Genomic DNA, 16,294 nt, shown 5'->3' with positions numbered 1-16,294 from the left:
CTCACTCGGCAGGGGTGGGGTTCTGCACCTTGTCGAGCTTGACCTCAAAGCCATACTCGATGGTTTCCAGGTCGGTGCGTTGGTAGCTTTCCAATTGGCTCGGCTGACCATAGAAGTAGTGCACGTCCAGCACTGCGGGGCCCTCTGTGTTGGCGTCATGACTGACCAGCAGAATTTCCTTCAGGTAGTTGCCGCTCGCGTCCTTGGCGAAGAAGCGCCAGTCCTGCGCGGGGAAAACCTTCTGGTCGACCAGCAGGGCGTTACCCCTGAGCTCCAGGCCTTTGGGTAGTTTGCTGGCGTCGAGGCTGTGCTTTTCGATATCGGCGAGAAACAGTGGCATGGAGCCCACGGCGTAGGCCGGGGTTTCGGGGAACAGGGTCAGGTCGTAGGTGATGGTGGCGTGTAATGGATCGATTTCGAAGGCTTCGGCTGGCAACTCGATGGGAGTGCCACGCTGGCCATCGTCATTCTGGGTAAAGAAGGTCAACGGAGTCGGGCCGGGGCTGAATGAGCTACCGAGCAGTTCATCGTTGAAGCTGCTGGGGTGGTCGAACTGAATGCGCGCGGCACTGGCGTCCTCCACCGACTGGGTGATGCGAATACTGTTTTTCAGTTGCTGCGCGTCCAGGCTCGCGCCTTTGAGCCAGTTGCCGGCCTGGTCGTCATAGACCACCACGGGCGGGGTGAGGCTTTGAATGGTTTTGTCGGTGGTGTTGCGGTCAAAACGCCTGACGGGCAGATCCAGTTCCTTGCGGGTCACGGTGGCGGCGGAAAAATCCAGCACGTTGACTTCCAGGCTGTCGATGGGGCCATTGAAGTAGACCTTGGTGTAATGATGGCTCTGCTGGCGCTCGAAGGCTTGCAGTTCGTCATTAAGCTGCTTTTCCAGTGCCTCGCTCCAGGCGGTCTGTTTTTGCATCTCGGCCAGTTGGTTTTGATAGAAGGCTATTTGTGCGGAGTCTTCGTTGATCGAGCCGGCGCGTGCGAGGAACTGCCCGGTCTGGTCCCGGGCCTGGACGATCAGCGGATTGAGCGGGGTGTCGCCGACCTCTGGGGCCAGCGCTGCGCGGTTGTCGACCGTAATTTCGGCGTAGTTGTTCTCGAGGCTGTGCAGGGTGACGCTGAGGTTGGCCTCGGTCCGTGTAAGCCCGATGTCCTTTTTGCTCAGGTTGAAGGTCGCGACCTTGTGCGGTGCGATCACTTCGACCTTGCCTTGCAGGGTCAGGGGTTGTGGCTGGCTGCTGTTGGCCACCTCCAGTCCCTCGACAAAGGGGTAGGCGAGGGTCAGGTCATCCGGGGCGGTCAAGCTCGAGCTAGAGGGGCTCAGCTGAATGCCGGGGTCGGTTTCCGACCATTCGGCCTGGAAGGGGATGACCTGCTTGTTGCTAAGAGTGACCGATTGCCATTCCAGGCCGTGGGGGAAGGGAAACTCCGAGGGCATGTTGAAGTTGAACGGGAACACCGGTTGCAGGTCGGTCAGGTAGTCGGAGCTGGCATCCTTGCGCAGGACGATCAGGCCATTGATGTAGGTGTCGACCAGCGCCTGCGGGCTTGCGTAGTGCCGGAGCAATGCCATGGCGTCGTCACCGTACTCGGTTTCGACCGGCTTGGCGGCCAGCTTCTGTTGGGCGCGTTCGAGCAGCAGCAAGGAGCCGCCGAGGCTGGATACGGCATCCTTGAGCTTGGGATCGGTGATGGCGTCCAGTGACTTTTCGAACTGGGCGGTCTTGTCTTCAAGGCTTTGCGCAGGCTTTTCGTCCGCGGGCGAGCAGCCGCTGAGCAGCGCCACCAGGCACAGGCCGATCGTCGTCAAGGGTAAGCGCACATCCATTTTCCAGTATTCCCGTACGACGCACGTGGGTGCGAACGCTTTGGACACTAGCAGAAAACCCTCGGTCAGACTTCCAGGTTATGGATTTGCCAGCGGTTTATGGGTGTTTGAGCGGCTGGTATACTCGCCGCCATTTCCAGCCTTGGTGTGAGATTTAATGGAACGCTTTATCGAAAACACAATGTACGCTTCGCGCTGGTTGCTGGCCCCTATCTACTTCGGCCTGTCCCTGGGTTTGCTGGCCCTGGCCCTGAAGTTCTTTCAGGAAGTCTTCCACGTTATCCCCAACGTCTTCTCGATGGCCGAGTCGGACCTGATCCTGGTCCTGCTGTCGCTGATCGACATGGCCCTGGTGGGCGGCCTGCTGGTGATGGTGATGATCTCCGGCTATGAAAACTTCGTGTCCCAGCTGGATATCGATGAATCCAAGGAAAAGCTCAACTGGCTGGGCACCATGGATTCGTCTTCGCTGAAGATGAAAGTCGCGGCCTCGATCGTGGCGATTTCCTCGATCCACTTGCTGCGCATTTTCATGGACGCCAAGAACGTCGATCCCGAGCACCTGAAGTGGTACGTGATCATTCACATGACGTTCGTGATTTCGGCGTTCGCCATGGGCTACCTGGACAAACTGACCAAGCACTGATTACCCCGCAGGTGGTAAACGGACGGGCGGCAGCGTTGTCGGCTTGTGCTTTGGTGCGTCGAGGCTTATCCCTGTAAGGGTCCTGGCTCGCCAATGCACGGGGTGTGCACATGAACCTGCAAGAGTTGAACGCCTATGCCATCGCCGGCAAGGTCGATGAGCTGAATCTGATCTCCATGGAAGGCGGGATCTATCTCCTCGAGGCGCGGATGCACGGCGCGGCCTACCCGCTGAGCGACACCCATGGCCAGATGATGCACCTGCGCTCGGTGGAGCATGCGCGGCAAATGCTCCACGCCTTTCCCAAGCTACCGTTCAATCTGGTCCACACCTCGGTCCACGACGAGATGTGCGGATTGGGCGCCAGTAGCGAGGACAGCCTGAAAGTGCCGATCGCCTTCCGTTCGGCTTGAGGGTGCTGGCCCCCTGATCAACGCACGGGCATCTGTGCTAGTCTGCTCGCCCTTTTGGTTCCGGGCGCTCCGGGATGCGCTGTGCACGCACGGCAACGTCTCGGGCCGTCCGCACAGCGGAGCAGTGTCATGTCCGAAGTAAATCTGTCCACCGACGAAACCCGCGTCAGCTACGGCATCGGCCGTCAGCTGGGCGACCAGCTGCGCGACAACCCGCCACCGGGCGTTAGCCTGGACGCAATCCTGGCAGGTCTGACCGACGCTTTCGCCGGTAAGGAAAGCCGCGTTGGCCAGGAAGCCATGTCGGCCAGCTTCAAGGTCATCCGTGAAATCATGCAAGCCGAAGCGGCAGCCAAGGCTGAAGCAGCGGCGGGTGAAGGCCTGGCATTCCTGGCTGAAAACGCCAAGCGTGACGGCATCACCACCCTGGCTTCCGGTCTGCAATTTGAAGTCCTGACTGCCGGTGAAGGCGCCAAGCCATCCCGCGAAGACACCGTGCGTACTCACTACCACGGCACCCTGATCGACGGCACTGTGTTCGACAGCTCCTACGATCGTGGTCAACCTGCAGAATTCCCGGTTGGCGGCGTGATCGCTGGCTGGACCGAAGCCCTGCAACTGATGAACGCAGGCAGCAAATGGCGTCTGTACGTGCCGAGCGAATTGGCTTACGGCGCTCAAGGCGTTGGCAGCATCCCGCCGCACAGCGTTCTGGTATTTGACGTCGAGCTGCTGGACGTTCTGTAATACCCGGCCTGATATGACATCGGGCTAATGTGGGAGCGAGCGCCCGCTTGCGGGCGCTAGCTCCCACAGTTTTTTGTGCTGCATCATATTTCGATCTTGTGCGTCAGATCATGCGTCGGGCGCAATGCCCGGGCATAGCAGAACAGAAACAGGTTGCGCACCAGCTCCTTGAGCACCACCGGTTCGCTGGAGCTCAGGCCATTGAGGTCGAGGTCGCCCTGGTCCTGCAGTTCGCTCAAGGCTTCTTCTTCCAGTACAGCGCAGACTTCCCCGGTTTCCCGATGCAGGATCCTGAGGTAAGGGTGTGGGCGGTCCAGCCATGCATCAATCAAGTAAGTCATGATGCTCATCTCCTTTTTAGTGGTTTGATGAGAATAATTCTTATTCAATTAATAGCAAGTGCCTATTGGCGGTTTCTGCGGATTTTGTGCGCGGGGATTGCTCAGGATCAAAACGGCTGGCGTTTTGCTATTGGGGCGAGAGGAAGGCTTACGAGGGGGGGGGGAGAGCAGCCATCCCGCGCGGACGCGCGATGGCTTGCAGCAGGTTCAGACTTTTCTGACGAACTCGGATTTGAGTTTCATCGGGCCGATGCCATCGATCTTGCAGTCGATGTCGTGGTCGCCATCGCACAGGCGGATGTTCTTGACCTTGGTGCCGACCTTGACCACCAGCGAGGTGCCCTTGACCTTGAGGTCCTTGATCACGGTGATGGTGTCGCCATCTTGCAGGACGTTGCCGACCGAATCCTTTTTCACAGTTTCATCGGACGCCGCCTCGGCTTCGCCGTTGGCAGACCATTCGTGGGCGCACTCCGGGCAGATCAGTTGGGCGCCGTCTTCGTAGGTGTATTCGCTATTGCATTTCGGGCAGGGTGGCAACGTGCTCACTAAAGCTCCTTGAGTTCAGGATGGCTAAAAAGCGCACATTATATAGGGTTTTAAGCGGGAGAGGGCGATGCAACACCTGTAGGAGCGAGCTTGCTCGCGAAGAACTCAATGACACCACGTTCATTCAGGATGCACGCGTTATCGTTGGCGACCTTCGCGAGCAAGCTCGCTCCTACAGATATCCCTTAGTGCGTGCGGGCGACCGCGAACTCGCTCAGCTCAACCAGGGCATCGCGGTACTCGCTGGCCGGCAGCATTTCCAGGCACTTGATCGCGCGGGCTACATAGTCGCGCGCCAATTGCGCGGTGTATTCCAGCGAGCCTGAGGCCTCCACAGCGGCGCGGATGCTCTCCAGGTCTTCGATGCCGCCTTTCTGGATCGCCTTGCGCACCAGGGCTGCCTGTTCTGGCGTGCCTTCGCGCATGGTGTAGATCAGCGGCAGGGTCGGCTTGCCTTCGGCCAGGTCGTCGCCGACGTTCTTGCCCAGGGTCTCGGCATCGCCGCGATAGTCGAGCAGGTCGTCGACCAGTTGGAATGCCACGCCCAGGTGATCACCAAAGGTGCGCAGGGCTTCGCTCTGCTCCGGGGTTGCACCCGCGAGGGCAGCAGCGCTGTGGGTCGAGGCTTCGAAGAGCATCGCGGTCTTGCCGCGAATGACTTCCATGTAGGTTTCTTCGGTGGTGCTGGCGTCGCGCACCTTGGACAGCTGCAGGACTTCGCCTTCGGCGATGATCCGCGTGGCCTGGGAGAGGATCTTCATCACCGGCATGGAGCCCAGTTCGACCATCATCTCGAACGAGCGCGAATACAGGAAGTCGCCGACCAGCACGCTCGGGGCATTGCCCCACATGGCGTTGGCAGTCGAGCGGCCACGGCGCATACCGGACATGTCGACCACGTCGTCGTGCAGCAGGGTGGCGGTGTGCAGGAACTCGATAGTGGCTGCCAGCAGGCGCATGTCATCGCCTTCGCGACCCAGGGCCTTGCCGCACAGCAGCACTAATAAAGGACGCAGGCGTTTACCGCCAGCCGAGGTGATGTAGTCGCCGATTTTCGATACCAGCGGCACTCGGGAAGTCAGCTGCTTCTTGATGATGCCGTCGACGGCGCTAAAATCGTCCGCCACCGCGCGGTAGAAAGCTTGGGGTTGCATCAGCGACAGGTGCTCCATAAGGGTTGCGCGGCATGCTAGGACCCACGCCAGCGGGTGTCAAGGCACGATGGACGGCCCCTTGCAACGCGCTCGTGGCTTGCGTACAATCGCGCACCCTGAACTTCCTGGGCAGCACCTGCCTTACGCAATTGCAAACCGGCCTTCCAGCCTTATGCAGCCATGCCAGCCAATACCTCTTCTTATAAAGAGCTGGGTGAGCAGGATTATCGGAGAAATACCATGTCTTATGCAGTAATCGTTACTGGTGGCAAGCAGTACAAAGTTGCTCCAGGTGAATACCTGAAGATCGAAAAACTGGAAATCGCTACCGGCGAATCCGTTACTTTTGATCGCGTTCTGTTGGTTGCCAATGGCGACGACGTGAATATCGGCGCTCCAGTTGTTGCTGGCGCTACCGTTGTGGCTGAAGTGATCTCCCAAGGTCGTCACGATAAAGTCCGCATCATCAAGTTCCGTCGCCGTAAGCACCACATGAAGCGTATGGGCCACCGCCAGTGGTACACCGAGATCAAAATCACCGGTATTCAGGCTTAATTTCAGCCTAATTCCTCACTAGGAGAATTGAACTCATGGCACACAAAAAAGCTGGTGGTAGTACCCGTAACGGTCGCGACTCAGAAGCCAAACGCCTTGGCGTGAAGATGTATGGCGGCCAGGTTATCATTCCGGGCAACATCATCGTGCGTCAGCGCGGCACCCAATTCCACGCTGGCTACGGCGTTGGCATGGGCAAAGATCACACTCTGTTCGCTAAAATCGACGGCGTGATCAAGTTCGAAGTAAAAGGCGCTTTCAACCGCCGTTACGTGAGCATTGTCCCGAAGACTCCAGTCGTCGCGGCATAATTACGTAGTTGCTGGAAAAGCCCTGTCTTGCGACGGGGCTTTTTCGTTTGTGGGGTGAGTCTCTTGCAAAGCTGTTTGTGATGGGCGAAAGCAGTGGGTTTGCGGTCGTTGCTTGAGGTCGCTGCGCTCATTTTTGCAAGAGTCTTATGTCTTGGTTTTTTCGGCTCGTCCGTATGGCGAGAGGCGTTTTGTTATGAAGTTTGTTGATGAAGTATCGATTCGAGTAAAAGCTGGCGATGGCGGCAATGGTTGCATGAGCTTCCGTCGGGAAAAATTCATCGAGAACGGTGGTCCGAACGGTGGTGATGGGGGTGATGGCGGCTCGGTCTACATGATCGCCGACGAAAACCTCAATACCCTGGTGGACTACCGTTACACCCGGCACTTCGATGCCGAGCGTGGCGCCAACGGCGGCAGCACTGACTGCACCGGCAAGAAGGGTGAAGAGCTGGTATTGCGGGTTCCGGTCGGTACCACGGTGATCGATTCGGCAACCCAGGAAGTTATCGGCGACCTGACCAAGGCTGGTCAGCGGTTGTTGGTGGCGCATGGTGGCTGGCACGGTCTGGGTAATACCCGTTTCAAATCCAGTACCAACCGGGCGCCACGCCAGACTACGCCGGGCAAGCCGGGCGAGCAGCGTGACCTCAAGCTGGAAATGAAAGTGTTGGCGGACGTCGGCCTGCTGGGCTTGCCTAACGCCGGTAAAAGTACCTTTATCCGTTCGGTGTCGGCTGCCAAGCCGAAAGTTGCCGATTACCCGTTCACCACCCTGGTGCCAAACCTGGGCGTGGTCAGTGTCGATCGCTGGAAAAGCTTTGTCATTGCCGACATCCCGGGTCTGATCGAGGGTGCTTCGGATGGCGCTGGCCTGGGGATTCGTTTCCTCAAGCACTTGTCGCGAACCCGCCTGCTTTTGCATCTCGTCGACATGGCGCCGCTGGATGAAACCAGTGCAGCCGATGCCGCTGAAGTGATCGTCAGCGAACTGACCAAGTTCAGCCCGTCCCTGGCTGAGCGTGATCGTTGGCTGGTGCTGAACAAGTGCGACCAGATCCTCGAGGAAGAGCACGAAGAGCGCGTCAAGGAAATCGTCGATCGCCTGGAGTGGACTGGTCCGGTCTACGTCATCTCGGCTATCGCCAAAGAAGGCACTGAGCGCCTGACTCGCGACATCATGCGTTACCTGGAAGATCGTGCTGATCGCCTGGCCAACGATCCGGCGTACCGTGAAGAGCTGGCGGATCTTGACCAGCGCATCGAAGATGAAGCGCGTGCCCAGCTGCAGGCCCTGGATGACCAGCGTGCCCTGCGCCGCAGCGGCGTGAAGTCGGTCCATGACATCGGTGACGATGATTGGGATGAAGAAGATGTGGATGACGAAGATGGTCCGGAAATCATTTACGTGCGTGACTGATACGTTGCGATAAACTTAAGCGCCGCTCCCTGGAGCGGCGTTTTAGTATCTGGAAATCGGTAGTCACGAATAACGTTATGGGCAGCACTGGGTCGTGCTGTCCTCAAGCTAAGGTTGAAGATCATGCGGAGCAAGGTGACAGGTGCGCAGCGTTGGGTCGTGAAGATCGGCAGCGCTTTGCTGACGGCTGACGGCAAGGGTCTGGATCGCGCGGCAATGGGCGTCTGGGTTGAGCAGATGGTGGCGCTGCACGAGGCGGGCGTCGAGTTGGTGCTGGTGTCCTCGGGGGCGGTGGCGGCAGGCATGAGTCGCCTGGGCTGGACTGCACGACCCAGTGCAATGCATGAGTTGCAGGCGGCGGCCGCTATTGGCCAGATGGGCCTGGTGCAGGCTTGGGAGTCGAGCTTCGCCGAGCATGGCCGGCACACTGCGCAGATCCTGCTGACGCATGATGACTTGTCCGATCGCAAGCGTTACCTCAATGCTCGCAGCACCCTGCGCGCGCTGGTCGATCTCAAGGTCATCCCGGTGATCAACGAGAACGATACGGTGGTCACCGACGAAATCCGCTTCGGCGACAACGATACCCTGGCGGCGCTGGTGGCCAACCTGGTCGAGGCGGACCTGTTGGTGATTCTTACGGACCGTGATGGCATGTTCGACGCTGATCCGCGGAATAACCCCGATGCCCAGCTGATTTACGAGGCGCGTGCCGATGATCCGGCGCTGGATGCGGTGGCTGGCGGTACGGGCGGCGCGCTGGGCCGTGGCGGTATGCAGACCAAGCTGCGTGCGGCGCGGCTGGCGGCGCGTTCCGGGGCGCACACGATCATCGTGGGCGGGCGTCTGGAGCGGGTGCTGGATCGCCTGAAGGCAGGCGAGCGTATCGGCACCTTGCTGTCGCCTGAGCGTGGCCTGCTGGCGGCGCGCAAGCAGTGGCTGGCGGGGCACTTGCAGACGCGCGGCACGCTGGTGCTGGATGCGGGCGCGGTTTCGGCCTTGTCCCAGGGCAACAAGAGCTTGCTGCCGGTTGGCGTCAAGCTGGTCCAGGGCAGCTTCCGCCGTGGCGAAATGGTGGTGTGCGTGGCGCCGGACGGTCGCGAGATTGCCCGTGGCCTGGCTAACTACAGCGCCCTGGAGGCGCAAAAAATCATCGGTCAATCGTCCGAGGCGATTGTCGGTTTGCTGGGTTACATGGCGGAACCGGAACTGGTTCACCGCGATAACCTGATTCTGGTTTGAGTGAAGGAAACGCGCATGCGCATGGCAAAGGGCTTGTTGGGGTTGTTGCTGGTGATGCCGCTATTGGCTTCGGCCGAAGAGATTGGTCAGGTGTCGACCGTATTCAAGTTTGTCGGGCCCAATGACCGTATTGTGGTCGAGGCCTTTGATGATCCGAAGGTCGATGGTGTGACCTGCTACCTGTCGCGCGCCAAGACCGGCGGAGTGAAGGGTGGTCTGGGGTTGGCCGAGGATCGTGCCGAGGCGTCCATTGCCTGTCGTCAGGTTGGGCCGATCAGCTTCAGGGGTGAACTCAAGGATGGTGACGAGGTGTTCAAGGAGCGCACGTCCCTGGTGTTCAAGACCATGCAGGTGGTGCGATTTCTCGACAAGAAGCGCAATACCCTGGTGTACCTGGTCTATAGCGACCGCCTGATCGAAGGCAGTCCGCAGAATGCGGTGACGGCGATTCCGATTTTGCCGTGGGCTCAGCATTGATTTGATTCGAGGCTGGTAGGGGTGGGCGCCCACCCCTACAGTTTTTTGTATTGGTTTGATCAAATCGCAGGCAATAAAAAACCGACCCTGAGGTCGGTTTTTTAATGAGCGTGTCGCTTAGGCAGCAGCGGCAACGTTCAGAGCCTTTACGTGGCCATTCAGGCGGCTCTTATGGCGAGCAGCTTTGTTCTTGTGGATGATGCCTTTATCGGCCATACGGTCGATAACTGGCACGGCCAGAACGTAAGCAGCTTGCGCTTTTTCAGCGTCTTTTGCGTCGATGGCTTTAACTACATTCTTGATGTAGGTACGAACCATGGAACGCAGGCTGGCGTTGTGGCTGCGACGCTTCTCAGCCTGTTTTGCACGTTTTTTGGCGGAAGGTGTGTTGGCCACCGTCGAGCTCCTCGAAAGACTTTTTGGGAAATAGCAAACAAAATAGGCCGCGAATCATGCCGATGAGTTGAAGTCTTGTCAAGGGCGGTTGAGACGTTCCGCTAAGTGGTAGGTATAAAGCACCGGGATATTTCATTCCGGCGTACGACCTGTAAACTCGCGAGCTTTGGCTCTGTGCTGTTGCGGCGCGGAGTATCGCATAAGTAGGCGCATTGTTCGCCTGCTGTTTATCGACAGGCAAAAAACTCTTCCATGAACCTGCTTAAATCCTTGGCCGCCGTCAGCTCTATCACGATGATCTCCCGGGTTCTGGGATTCGTGCGTGACACCCTCGTCGCCCGTATATTTGGCGCCGGCATGGCCACGGACGCCTTCTTCATTGCCTTCAAACTGCCCAACCTGTTGCGGCGGATCTTTGCCGAGGGCGCGTTTTCCCAGGCGTTCGTACCGATCCTGGCAGAATACAAAAGTCAGCAAGGCGAGGAGGCGACCCGCACTTTCGTGGCTTATGTTTCGGGTTTGCTGACGCTGGTGCTGGCGCTGGTGACGATCATCGGGATGATCTTTGCGCCCTGGGTGATCTGGGCCACGGCCCCGGGTTTTACCGATACCCCGGAAAAGTTCGAGCTGACGGCCAGCCTGCTGCGGGTCACGTTCCCTTATATATTGCTGATCTCCCTGTCTTCGCTGGCTGGGGCGATTCTCAATACCTATAACCGGTTCTCGGTGCCGGCGTTCGTGCCGACCCTGCTCAACGTCAGCATGATCATCTTCGCGCTGTTCCTCACCCCCTACTTCGATCCGCCGGTGATGGCGCTGGGTTGGGCGGTGCTGGCTGGCGGCTTGGCGCAGTTGCTTTATCAGCTGCCACACCTGAAAAAGATCGGCATGCTGGTGCTGCCACGGCTGAACCTGCGTGATAGCGGGGTCTGGCGCGTGATGAAGCAAATGCTGCCGGCGATCCTCGGGGTTTCGGTCAGTCAGATTTCGTTGATCATCAACACCATTTTTGCTTCTTTTCTGGTGGCCGGCTCCGTGTCCTGGATGTACTACGCCGATCGGCTGATGGAGTTGCCATCAGGGGTGTTGGGCGTGGCCCTGGGCACCATTCTCCTGCCGACCCTGGCCAAGACCTATGCCAGCAAGGACCGCCACGAATACTCGCGCATTCTCGACTGGGGCCTGCGCCTGTGCTTCGTGCTGGTGCTGCCCTGTGCGCTGGCCCTGGGGATCCTCGCGGAGCCGTTGACCGTGTCGCTGTTCCAGTACGGTCAGTTCAGTGCCTTTGATGCGTCGATGACCCAGCGCGCGTTGGTGGCGTATTCGGTCGGGTTGCTGGGGATTATCGTGATCAAGGTGCTGGCTCCCGGCTTTTACGCGCAACAGAACATCCGCACTCCGGTAAAAATCGCAATTTTCACCCTGATAGTCACCCAGCTGTTCAACCTGGCCTTGGTCGGTCCGCTGCAGCACGCGGGCCTGGCGCTGGCCATTAGTGGTGGGGCGTGCCTGAACGCCGGCCTGTTGTTCTATCAACTGCGCAAGCAGAATATGTATCAACCGCAGCCGGGTTGGGTCAAGTTTGCCCTTAAGCTGTTGCTGGCGGTGGCCGTGATGTCCGCAGTACTGCTGGGGATAATGCATTTCATGCCGGCCTGGAGCGACGGTCACATGCTCGAGCGTTTCTTGCGTCTGGGCGTGCTGGTTGGTGCTGGGGTGGTAACGTATTTCGGCATGCTGGCGCTGCTGGGCTTCCGTCTGCGGGACTTCAATCGCAAGGCGTTGAGCTGACGCCAATGCTGGAATAATCGCGAGCCAGGCGTCGGTTTTGTCGGTTCGATCACTTTGGGTTACGGTGTTGCCTGTCGTCGGCCGCCGGGTGTGGTTATAATCGACCACTTTATGAGCAAGAAGCGCGTTATGCAGCTGGTTCGAGGCCTCCACAATCTGCGCCCCCAGCATCGGGGCTGCGTCGCCACTATTGGCAACTTTGACGGTGTTCACCGTGGTCACCAGGCTATCCTGGGCCGGCTGCGTGAACGTGCGCTTGAGTTGGGCGTACCCAGCTGCGTGGTGATTTTCGAGCCCCAGCCCCGCGAGTTTTTTGCGCCCGACACCGCGCCCGCGCGTCTTGCTCGCCTGCGCGACAAGCTGCAACTGCTGGCAGACGAAGGCGTTGACCGGGTGTTATGCCTGGCGTTCAACCAGCGCTTGAGCAAACTCAGCGCCGCCGAATTCGTCGACACCATCCTGGTCGATGGCCTGGGCGTCCAGCATCTGGAGGTCGGTGACGATTTCCGCTTCGGCTGTGACCGGGTAGGGGATTTCGATTTCCTGCAGCAGGCGGGTAGCGTCCAGGGTTTTACCGTGGAGGCGGCGCAGACGGTCGAGCTGGACGGTCTGCGGGTCAGCAGCACCCAGGTGCGAAACGCCCTGGCCGCCGCTGATTTCGAGTTGGCTGAGCGTTTGCTCGGGCGGCCGTTCCGGATTGCCGGGCGGGTCCTGCACGGGCAGAAGCTGGCGCGCCAGTTGGGTACGCCAACGGCCAACGTGCAACTCAAGCGCCGTCGCGTGCCGCTGACCGGGGTGTACCTGGTGAGTGTCGACCTCGACGGCAAGACCTGGCCAGGCGTCGCCAATATCGGCGTCCGGCCAACGGTCGCAGGTGACGGCAAAGCCCACCTTGAAGTCCATATACTCGATTTTGCCGGCGATCTGTATGACCGGCGTTTGACGGTGGTTTTCCACCACAAGCTGCGTGATGAGCAGCGTTTCGCCTCTCTGGAGGCGCTTAAGACGGCGATCAATGCGGATGTCGCCGCCGCCCGTGCCTATGCCGCACCTAGCGCCAATCGCTAATGAAGAGCCTTAAATGACCGACTATAAAGCCACGCTAAACCTTCCGGACACCGCCTTCCCAATGAAGGCCGGCCTGCCTCAGCGCGAACCGCAGATTCTGCAGCGCTGGGACAGCATTGGCCTGTACCAGAAGTTGCGTGAGATTGGTAAGGATCGTCCGAAGTTCGTGCTGCACGACGGTCCTCCGTACGCCAACGGCACCATTCATATCGGTCACGCGCTCAACAAGATTCTCAAGGACATGATCATTCGTTCGAAGACCCTGTCGGGCTTCGACGCACCTTATGTTCCGGGCTGGGACTGCCACGGCCTGCCGATCGAGCACAAAGTCGAAGTGACCCACGGCAAGAACCTGGGCGCGGACAAGACCCGCGAACTGTGCCGTGCCTACGCCACCGAGCAGATCGAAGGGCAGAAGTCCGAGTTCATCCGCCTGGGTGTGCTGGGCGACTTCGCCAACCCGTACAAGACCATGGATTTCAAGAACGAGGCCGGCGAAATCCGCGCCTTGGCTGAAATCGTCAAGGGTGGTTTCGTGTTCAAGGGCCTCAAGCCCGTGAACTGGTGCTTTGACTGCGGTTCGGCCCTGGCCGAAGCGGAAGTCGAATACGAGAACAAGAAGTCCTCGACCATCGACGTTGCCTTCCCGATTGCCGATGAAGCCAAACTGGCTACGGCTTTCGGCCTGGCATCGCTGGGCAAGCCGGCTTCGATCGTGATCTGGACCACCACCCCGTGGACCATCCCGGCCAACCAGGCGCTCAACGTTCACCCGGAATTCAACTACGCCCTGGTCGACGTCGGTGACCAGCTGCTGGTGCTGGCTGAAGAGCTGGTGGAATCGTGCCTGGCCCGCTATAGCCTGGAAGGTTCGGTCATCGCGACCACCACCGGTAAAGAGCTGGAGCTGATCAACTTCCGTCACCCGTTCTACGATCGCCTGTCGCCGGTTTACCTGGCGGACTACGTCGAACTGGGCGCTGGTACCGGTGTGGTTCACTCCGCCCCGGCCTACGGCGTGGACGACTTCGTGACCTGCAAGAAGTACGGCATGGTCAACGACGACATCCTCAACCCAGTGCAAAGCAACGGTGTGTACGCGACGTCGCTGGAGTTCTTCGGTGGCCAGTTCATCTGGAAAGCCAACCCGGCCATCGTCGACAAGCTGACTGAAGTGGGTGCGCTGCTGCACACCACCATCATCGAACACAGCTACATGCACTGCTGGCGTCACAAGACCCCGCTGATCTACCGCGCCACCGCGCAGTGGTTCATCGGCATGGACAAAGAGCCGGCAACTGGCGAGACCCTGCGCAAGCGTGCGATCAAGGCCATTGAAGAGACCAAGTTCGTTCCGGCCTGGGGCCAGGCACGCCTGCACTCGATGATCGCCAACCGTCCTGACTGGTGCATCTCCCGCCAGCGCAACTGGGGTGTGCCGATCCCGTTCTTCCTGAACAAGGAAAGCGGCGAACTGCACCCGCGTACCGTTGAGCTGATGGAACTGGTGGCCCAGCGCGTCGAAGTCGAAGGCATCGAAGCCTGGTTCAAGATGGACGCTGCCGAGCTGCTGGGCGATGAAGCGCCACAGTACGACAAAATCAGCGACACCCTCGACGTCTGGTTCGACTCGGGCACCACGCACTGGCACGTCCTGCGCGGTTCGCACCCGATGGGCCACGAAAGCGGTCCGCGTGCCGACCTGTACCTGGAAGGTTCGGACCAGCACCGTGGCTGGTTCCATTCGTCCCTGCTGACCGGTTGCGCCATCGACAACCACGCGCCGTACCGCGAGCTGCTGACCCACGGCTTCACTGTCGATGAGTCCGGCCGCAAGATGTCCAAGTCCCTGGGCAACGTGATTGCGCCACAGAAGGTTAACGACACCCTGGGCGCCGACATCATGCGTCTGTGGGTGGCTTCGACCGATTATTCGGGTGAAATGGCGGTTTCCGAGCAGATCCTGCAACGCAGTGCGGACGCCTACCGGCGGATCCGTAACACCGCGCGCTTCCTGCTTTCCAACCTGAGCGGGTTCAACCCGGCCACCGACATCCTGCCGGCCGACGAAATGCTCGCCCTGGACCGTTGGGCCGTGGACCGCACCTTGCTGCTGCAACGCGAGTTGCAAGAGCACTACGGTGAATACCGCTTCTGGAACGTCTACTCCAAGATCCACAACTTCTGCGTGCAGGAGCTGGGCGGTTTCTACCTGGACATCATCAAGGACCGCCAGTACACCACCGGCGCCAACAGCAAGGCCCGCCGTTCGGCGCAAACCGCGCTGTACCACATCTCTGAAGCGCTGGTGCGCTGGATCGCGCCGATCCTGGCCTTCACCGCCGACGAGCTGTGGCAGTACCTGCCGGGCGAGCGTAACGAATCGGTAATGCTCAACACCTGGTACGAAGGCCTCAGCGAACTGCCGGAAGGCTTTGAGCTGGACCGCGCCTACTGGGAGCGGATCATGGCGGTCAAGGTGGCGGTCAACAAGGAAATGGAAATCCAGCGCGCTGCCAAGGCGGTGGGTGGCAACCTGCAAGCCGAAGTCACGCTGTTCGCCGAAGAAGCGCTGAGCGCCGACCTGGCCAAGCTGAGCAACGAACTGCGCTTCGTCCTGATCACCTCGACCGCGAGCATTGCCCCGTTCGTGCAGGCACCGGCCGACGCAGTCGCGACCGAAGTCAGCGGCCTGAAACTCAAGGTGGTCAAGTCGGGCTTCGCCAAGTGCGCCCGTTGCTGGCACTGCCGCGAGGACGTCGGGGTGAACCCGGAGCATCCGGAAATCTGCGGTCGTTGCGTCGACAACATCAGCGGCGCAGGCGAGGTTCGTCACTATGCCTGATGCTGCTAGCCGTTTCGGACGGTTGAGCTGGCTGTGGTTGAGCCTGCTGGTCCTGGTCATCGACCAGGCCAGCAAGTTCTACTTCGAAGGTTCGTTGACGATGTACCAGCAGATCGTGGTGATCCCCGATTACTTCAGCTGGACCCTGGCCTACAACACGGGTGCGGCCTTCAGCTTCCTGGCTGATGGCGGTGGTTGGCAGCGTTGGCTGTTCGCCTTGATTGCGATCGTGGTCAGTGGCGTGCTGGTGGTCTGGCTCAAGCGCCTGGGGCGCAACGACACTTGGCTGGCCGTCGCCCTGGCGCTGGTGCTGGGCGGGGCGCTGGGCAACCTGTACGACCGCATTGCCCTGGGCCATGTGATCGACTTCATTCTGGTGCATTGGCAGAACCGCTGGTATTTCCCAGCGTTCAACTTTGCCGATAGCGCCATCAGCGTCGGCGCCGTGATGCTTGCGCTGGATATGTTCAAAAGCAAGAAAACCGGAGAAACCGTTCATGACTGAACAGGT

The 16,294-nt window shown here is 59.6% G+C and carries 17 protein-coding genes; 12 read left to right on the top strand and 5 right to left on the bottom strand.

The window, feature by feature from the left end; translation table 11 throughout:
* Window position 1 precedes the first annotated feature (1 nt).
* Window positions 2-1,831: a hypothetical protein gene (locus PspS04_RS23670; protein WP_159998050.1), complete on the bottom strand. Its 1,830-nt coding sequence runs from the start codon at window positions 1,829-1,831 to the stop codon at window positions 2-4.
* 157 nt (window positions 1,832-1,988) lie between these two features.
* Between PspS04_RS23670 and PspS04_RS23665 the strand changes: the two genes are divergently transcribed.
* From PspS04_RS23665 to PspS04_RS23655, 3 genes are all read left to right on the top strand, one after another.
* Window positions 1,989-2,477, top strand: a complete 489-nt coding sequence (locus PspS04_RS23665; protein ID WP_095166485.1) for a TIGR00645 family protein — start codon at window positions 1,989-1,991, stop codon at window positions 2,475-2,477.
* Window positions 2,478-2,587: 110 nt separating this feature from the next.
* Window positions 2,588-2,890, top strand: a complete 303-nt coding sequence (locus PspS04_RS23660) for a DUF6482 family protein (RefSeq protein WP_095166487.1) — start codon at window positions 2,588-2,590, stop codon at window positions 2,888-2,890.
* A gap of 129 nt (window positions 2,891-3,019) precedes the next feature.
* Window positions 3,020-3,637 carry an FKBP-type peptidyl-prolyl cis-trans isomerase gene (locus PspS04_RS23655; protein WP_095166489.1) on the top strand — a complete coding sequence of 206 codons (618 nt, stop codon included), beginning with the start codon at window positions 3,020-3,022 and terminating at the stop codon, window positions 3,635-3,637.
* Window positions 3,638-3,720: 83 nt separating this feature from the next.
* Here the strand turns inward: PspS04_RS23655 and PspS04_RS23650 are convergent, their stop codons facing one another.
* From PspS04_RS23650 to PspS04_RS23640, 3 genes are all read right to left on the bottom strand, one after another.
* A complete protein-coding gene (locus tag PspS04_RS23650) occupies window positions 3,721-3,978 on the bottom strand; it encodes a PA4570 family protein (protein WP_095166625.1) in 258 nt (85 codons plus the stop codon).
* 207 nt (window positions 3,979-4,185) lie between these two features.
* A complete protein-coding gene (locus PspS04_RS23645) occupies window positions 4,186-4,527 on the bottom strand; it encodes a zinc ribbon domain-containing protein YjdM (RefSeq protein ID WP_027617845.1) in 342 nt (113 codons plus the stop codon).
* Window positions 4,528-4,712: 185 nt separating this feature from the next.
* Entirely contained in the window at window positions 4,713-5,681 is a 969-nt protein-coding gene (locus PspS04_RS23640) for a polyprenyl synthetase family protein (protein WP_095166627.1), read from the bottom strand.
* 240 nt (window positions 5,682-5,921) lie between these two features.
* On the opposite strand from PspS04_RS23640, the gene rplU reads away from it, so the two are divergent.
* The 5 genes from rplU to PspS04_RS23615 all read left to right on the top strand — a co-directional run bounded on the left by rplU (window position 5,922) and on the right by PspS04_RS23615 (window position 9,683).
* Window positions 5,922-6,236 carry a 50S ribosomal protein L21 gene (gene rplU, locus PspS04_RS23635; protein WP_003176051.1) on the top strand — a complete coding sequence of 105 codons (315 nt, stop codon included), beginning with the start codon at window positions 5,922-5,924 and terminating at the stop codon, window positions 6,234-6,236.
* 35 nt (window positions 6,237-6,271) lie between these two features.
* A complete protein-coding gene (gene rpmA / locus PspS04_RS23630) occupies window positions 6,272-6,547 on the top strand; it encodes a 50S ribosomal protein L27 (RefSeq protein WP_093419745.1) in 276 nt (91 codons plus the stop codon).
* A 193-nt stretch (window positions 6,548-6,740) separates the two neighbouring features.
* On the top strand, window positions 6,741-7,964 hold the full coding sequence (cgtA, locus tag PspS04_RS23625; RefSeq protein WP_095166490.1) for an Obg family GTPase CgtA: 1,224 nt from the start codon (window positions 6,741-6,743) through the stop codon (window positions 7,962-7,964).
* A 123-nt stretch (window positions 7,965-8,087) separates the two neighbouring features.
* Window positions 8,088-9,206: a glutamate 5-kinase gene (proB, locus tag PspS04_RS23620; protein WP_095166492.1), complete on the top strand. Its 1,119-nt coding sequence runs from the start codon at window positions 8,088-8,090 to the stop codon at window positions 9,204-9,206.
* Between the two features lie 15 nt (window positions 9,207-9,221).
* Window positions 9,222-9,683: a CreA family protein gene (locus PspS04_RS23615; RefSeq protein ID WP_159998048.1), complete on the top strand. Its 462-nt coding sequence runs from the start codon at window positions 9,222-9,224 to the stop codon at window positions 9,681-9,683.
* A gap of 117 nt (window positions 9,684-9,800) precedes the next feature.
* On the opposite strand, the gene rpsT is transcribed toward PspS04_RS23615, so the two are convergent.
* Window positions 9,801-10,079 carry a 30S ribosomal protein S20 gene (gene rpsT / locus PspS04_RS23610; protein ID WP_003185593.1) on the bottom strand — a complete coding sequence of 93 codons (279 nt, stop codon included), beginning with the start codon at window positions 10,077-10,079 and terminating at the stop codon, window positions 9,801-9,803.
* A 252-nt stretch (window positions 10,080-10,331) separates the two neighbouring features.
* Between rpsT and murJ the strand changes: the two genes are divergently transcribed.
* The 4 genes from murJ to lspA all read left to right on the top strand — a co-directional run bounded on the left by murJ (window position 10,332) and on the right by lspA (window position 16,288).
* Window positions 10,332-11,870 (top strand): murein biosynthesis integral membrane protein MurJ, encoded by a 1,539-nt coding sequence (gene murJ, locus PspS04_RS23605; RefSeq protein WP_159998045.1) that lies wholly within the window; start codon window positions 10,332-10,334, stop codon window positions 11,868-11,870.
* 129 nt (window positions 11,871-11,999) lie between these two features.
* Window positions 12,000-12,938, top strand: a complete 939-nt coding sequence (gene ribF / locus PspS04_RS23600; protein WP_095166498.1) for a bifunctional riboflavin kinase/FAD synthetase — start codon at window positions 12,000-12,002, stop codon at window positions 12,936-12,938.
* A 13-nt stretch (window positions 12,939-12,951) separates the two neighbouring features.
* Window positions 12,952-15,783: an isoleucine--tRNA ligase gene (ileS, locus tag PspS04_RS23595; RefSeq protein WP_159998043.1), complete on the top strand. Its 2,832-nt coding sequence runs from the start codon at window positions 12,952-12,954 to the stop codon at window positions 15,781-15,783.
* A complete protein-coding gene (gene lspA, locus PspS04_RS23590) occupies window positions 15,776-16,288 on the top strand; it encodes a signal peptidase II (RefSeq protein ID WP_095166502.1) in 513 nt (170 codons plus the stop codon). Before ileS ends, lspA begins: the two co-directional genes overlap by 8 nt.
* Window positions 16,289-16,294: the final 6 nt, after the last annotated feature.

This window comes from Pseudomonas sp. S04 (genome assembly GCF_009834545.1).
Taxonomy (GTDB): Bacteria; Pseudomonadota; Gammaproteobacteria; order Pseudomonadales; family Pseudomonadaceae; genus Aquipseudomonas.
Note: the sequence above shows the minus strand (reverse complement) of the source record. Positions and strands in the feature narration are given on the sequence as shown.

Coding starts and splice junctions, on each gene's coding strand:
- PspS04_RS23670 (WP_159998050.1), bottom strand. CDS start 1,831: ATGGATGTGCGCTTACCCTTGACGACGATCGGCCTGTGCCTGGTGGCG.
- proB (WP_095166492.1), top strand. CDS start 8,088: ATGCGGAGCAAGGTGACAGGTGCGCAGCGTTGGGTCGTGAAGATCGGC.
- PspS04_RS23650 (WP_095166625.1), bottom strand. CDS start 3,978: ATGACTTACTTGATTGATGCATGGCTGGACCGCCCACACCCTTACCTC.
- lspA (WP_095166502.1), top strand. CDS start 15,776: ATGCCTGATGCTGCTAGCCGTTTCGGACGGTTGAGCTGGCTGTGGTTG.
- PspS04_RS23655 (WP_095166489.1), top strand. CDS start 3,020: ATGTCCGAAGTAAATCTGTCCACCGACGAAACCCGCGTCAGCTACGGC.
- PspS04_RS23660 (WP_095166487.1), top strand. CDS start 2,588: ATGAACCTGCAAGAGTTGAACGCCTATGCCATCGCCGGCAAGGTCGAT.
- PspS04_RS23640 (WP_095166627.1), bottom strand. CDS start 5,681: ATGCAACCCCAAGCTTTCTACCGCGCGGTGGCGGACGATTTTAGCGCC.
- ileS (WP_159998043.1), top strand. CDS start 12,952: ATGACCGACTATAAAGCCACGCTAAACCTTCCGGACACCGCCTTCCCA.
- cgtA (WP_095166490.1), top strand. CDS start 6,741: ATGAAGTTTGTTGATGAAGTATCGATTCGAGTAAAAGCTGGCGATGGC.
- murJ (WP_159998045.1), top strand. CDS start 10,332: ATGAACCTGCTTAAATCCTTGGCCGCCGTCAGCTCTATCACGATGATC.
- rpmA (WP_093419745.1), top strand. CDS start 6,272: ATGGCACACAAAAAAGCTGGTGGTAGTACCCGTAACGGTCGCGACTCA.
- ribF (WP_095166498.1), top strand. CDS start 12,000: ATGCAGCTGGTTCGAGGCCTCCACAATCTGCGCCCCCAGCATCGGGGC.
- PspS04_RS23615 (WP_159998048.1), top strand. CDS start 9,222: ATGCGCATGGCAAAGGGCTTGTTGGGGTTGTTGCTGGTGATGCCGCTA.
- PspS04_RS23665 (WP_095166485.1), top strand. CDS start 1,989: ATGGAACGCTTTATCGAAAACACAATGTACGCTTCGCGCTGGTTGCTG.
- rplU (WP_003176051.1), top strand. CDS start 5,922: ATGTCTTATGCAGTAATCGTTACTGGTGGCAAGCAGTACAAAGTTGCT.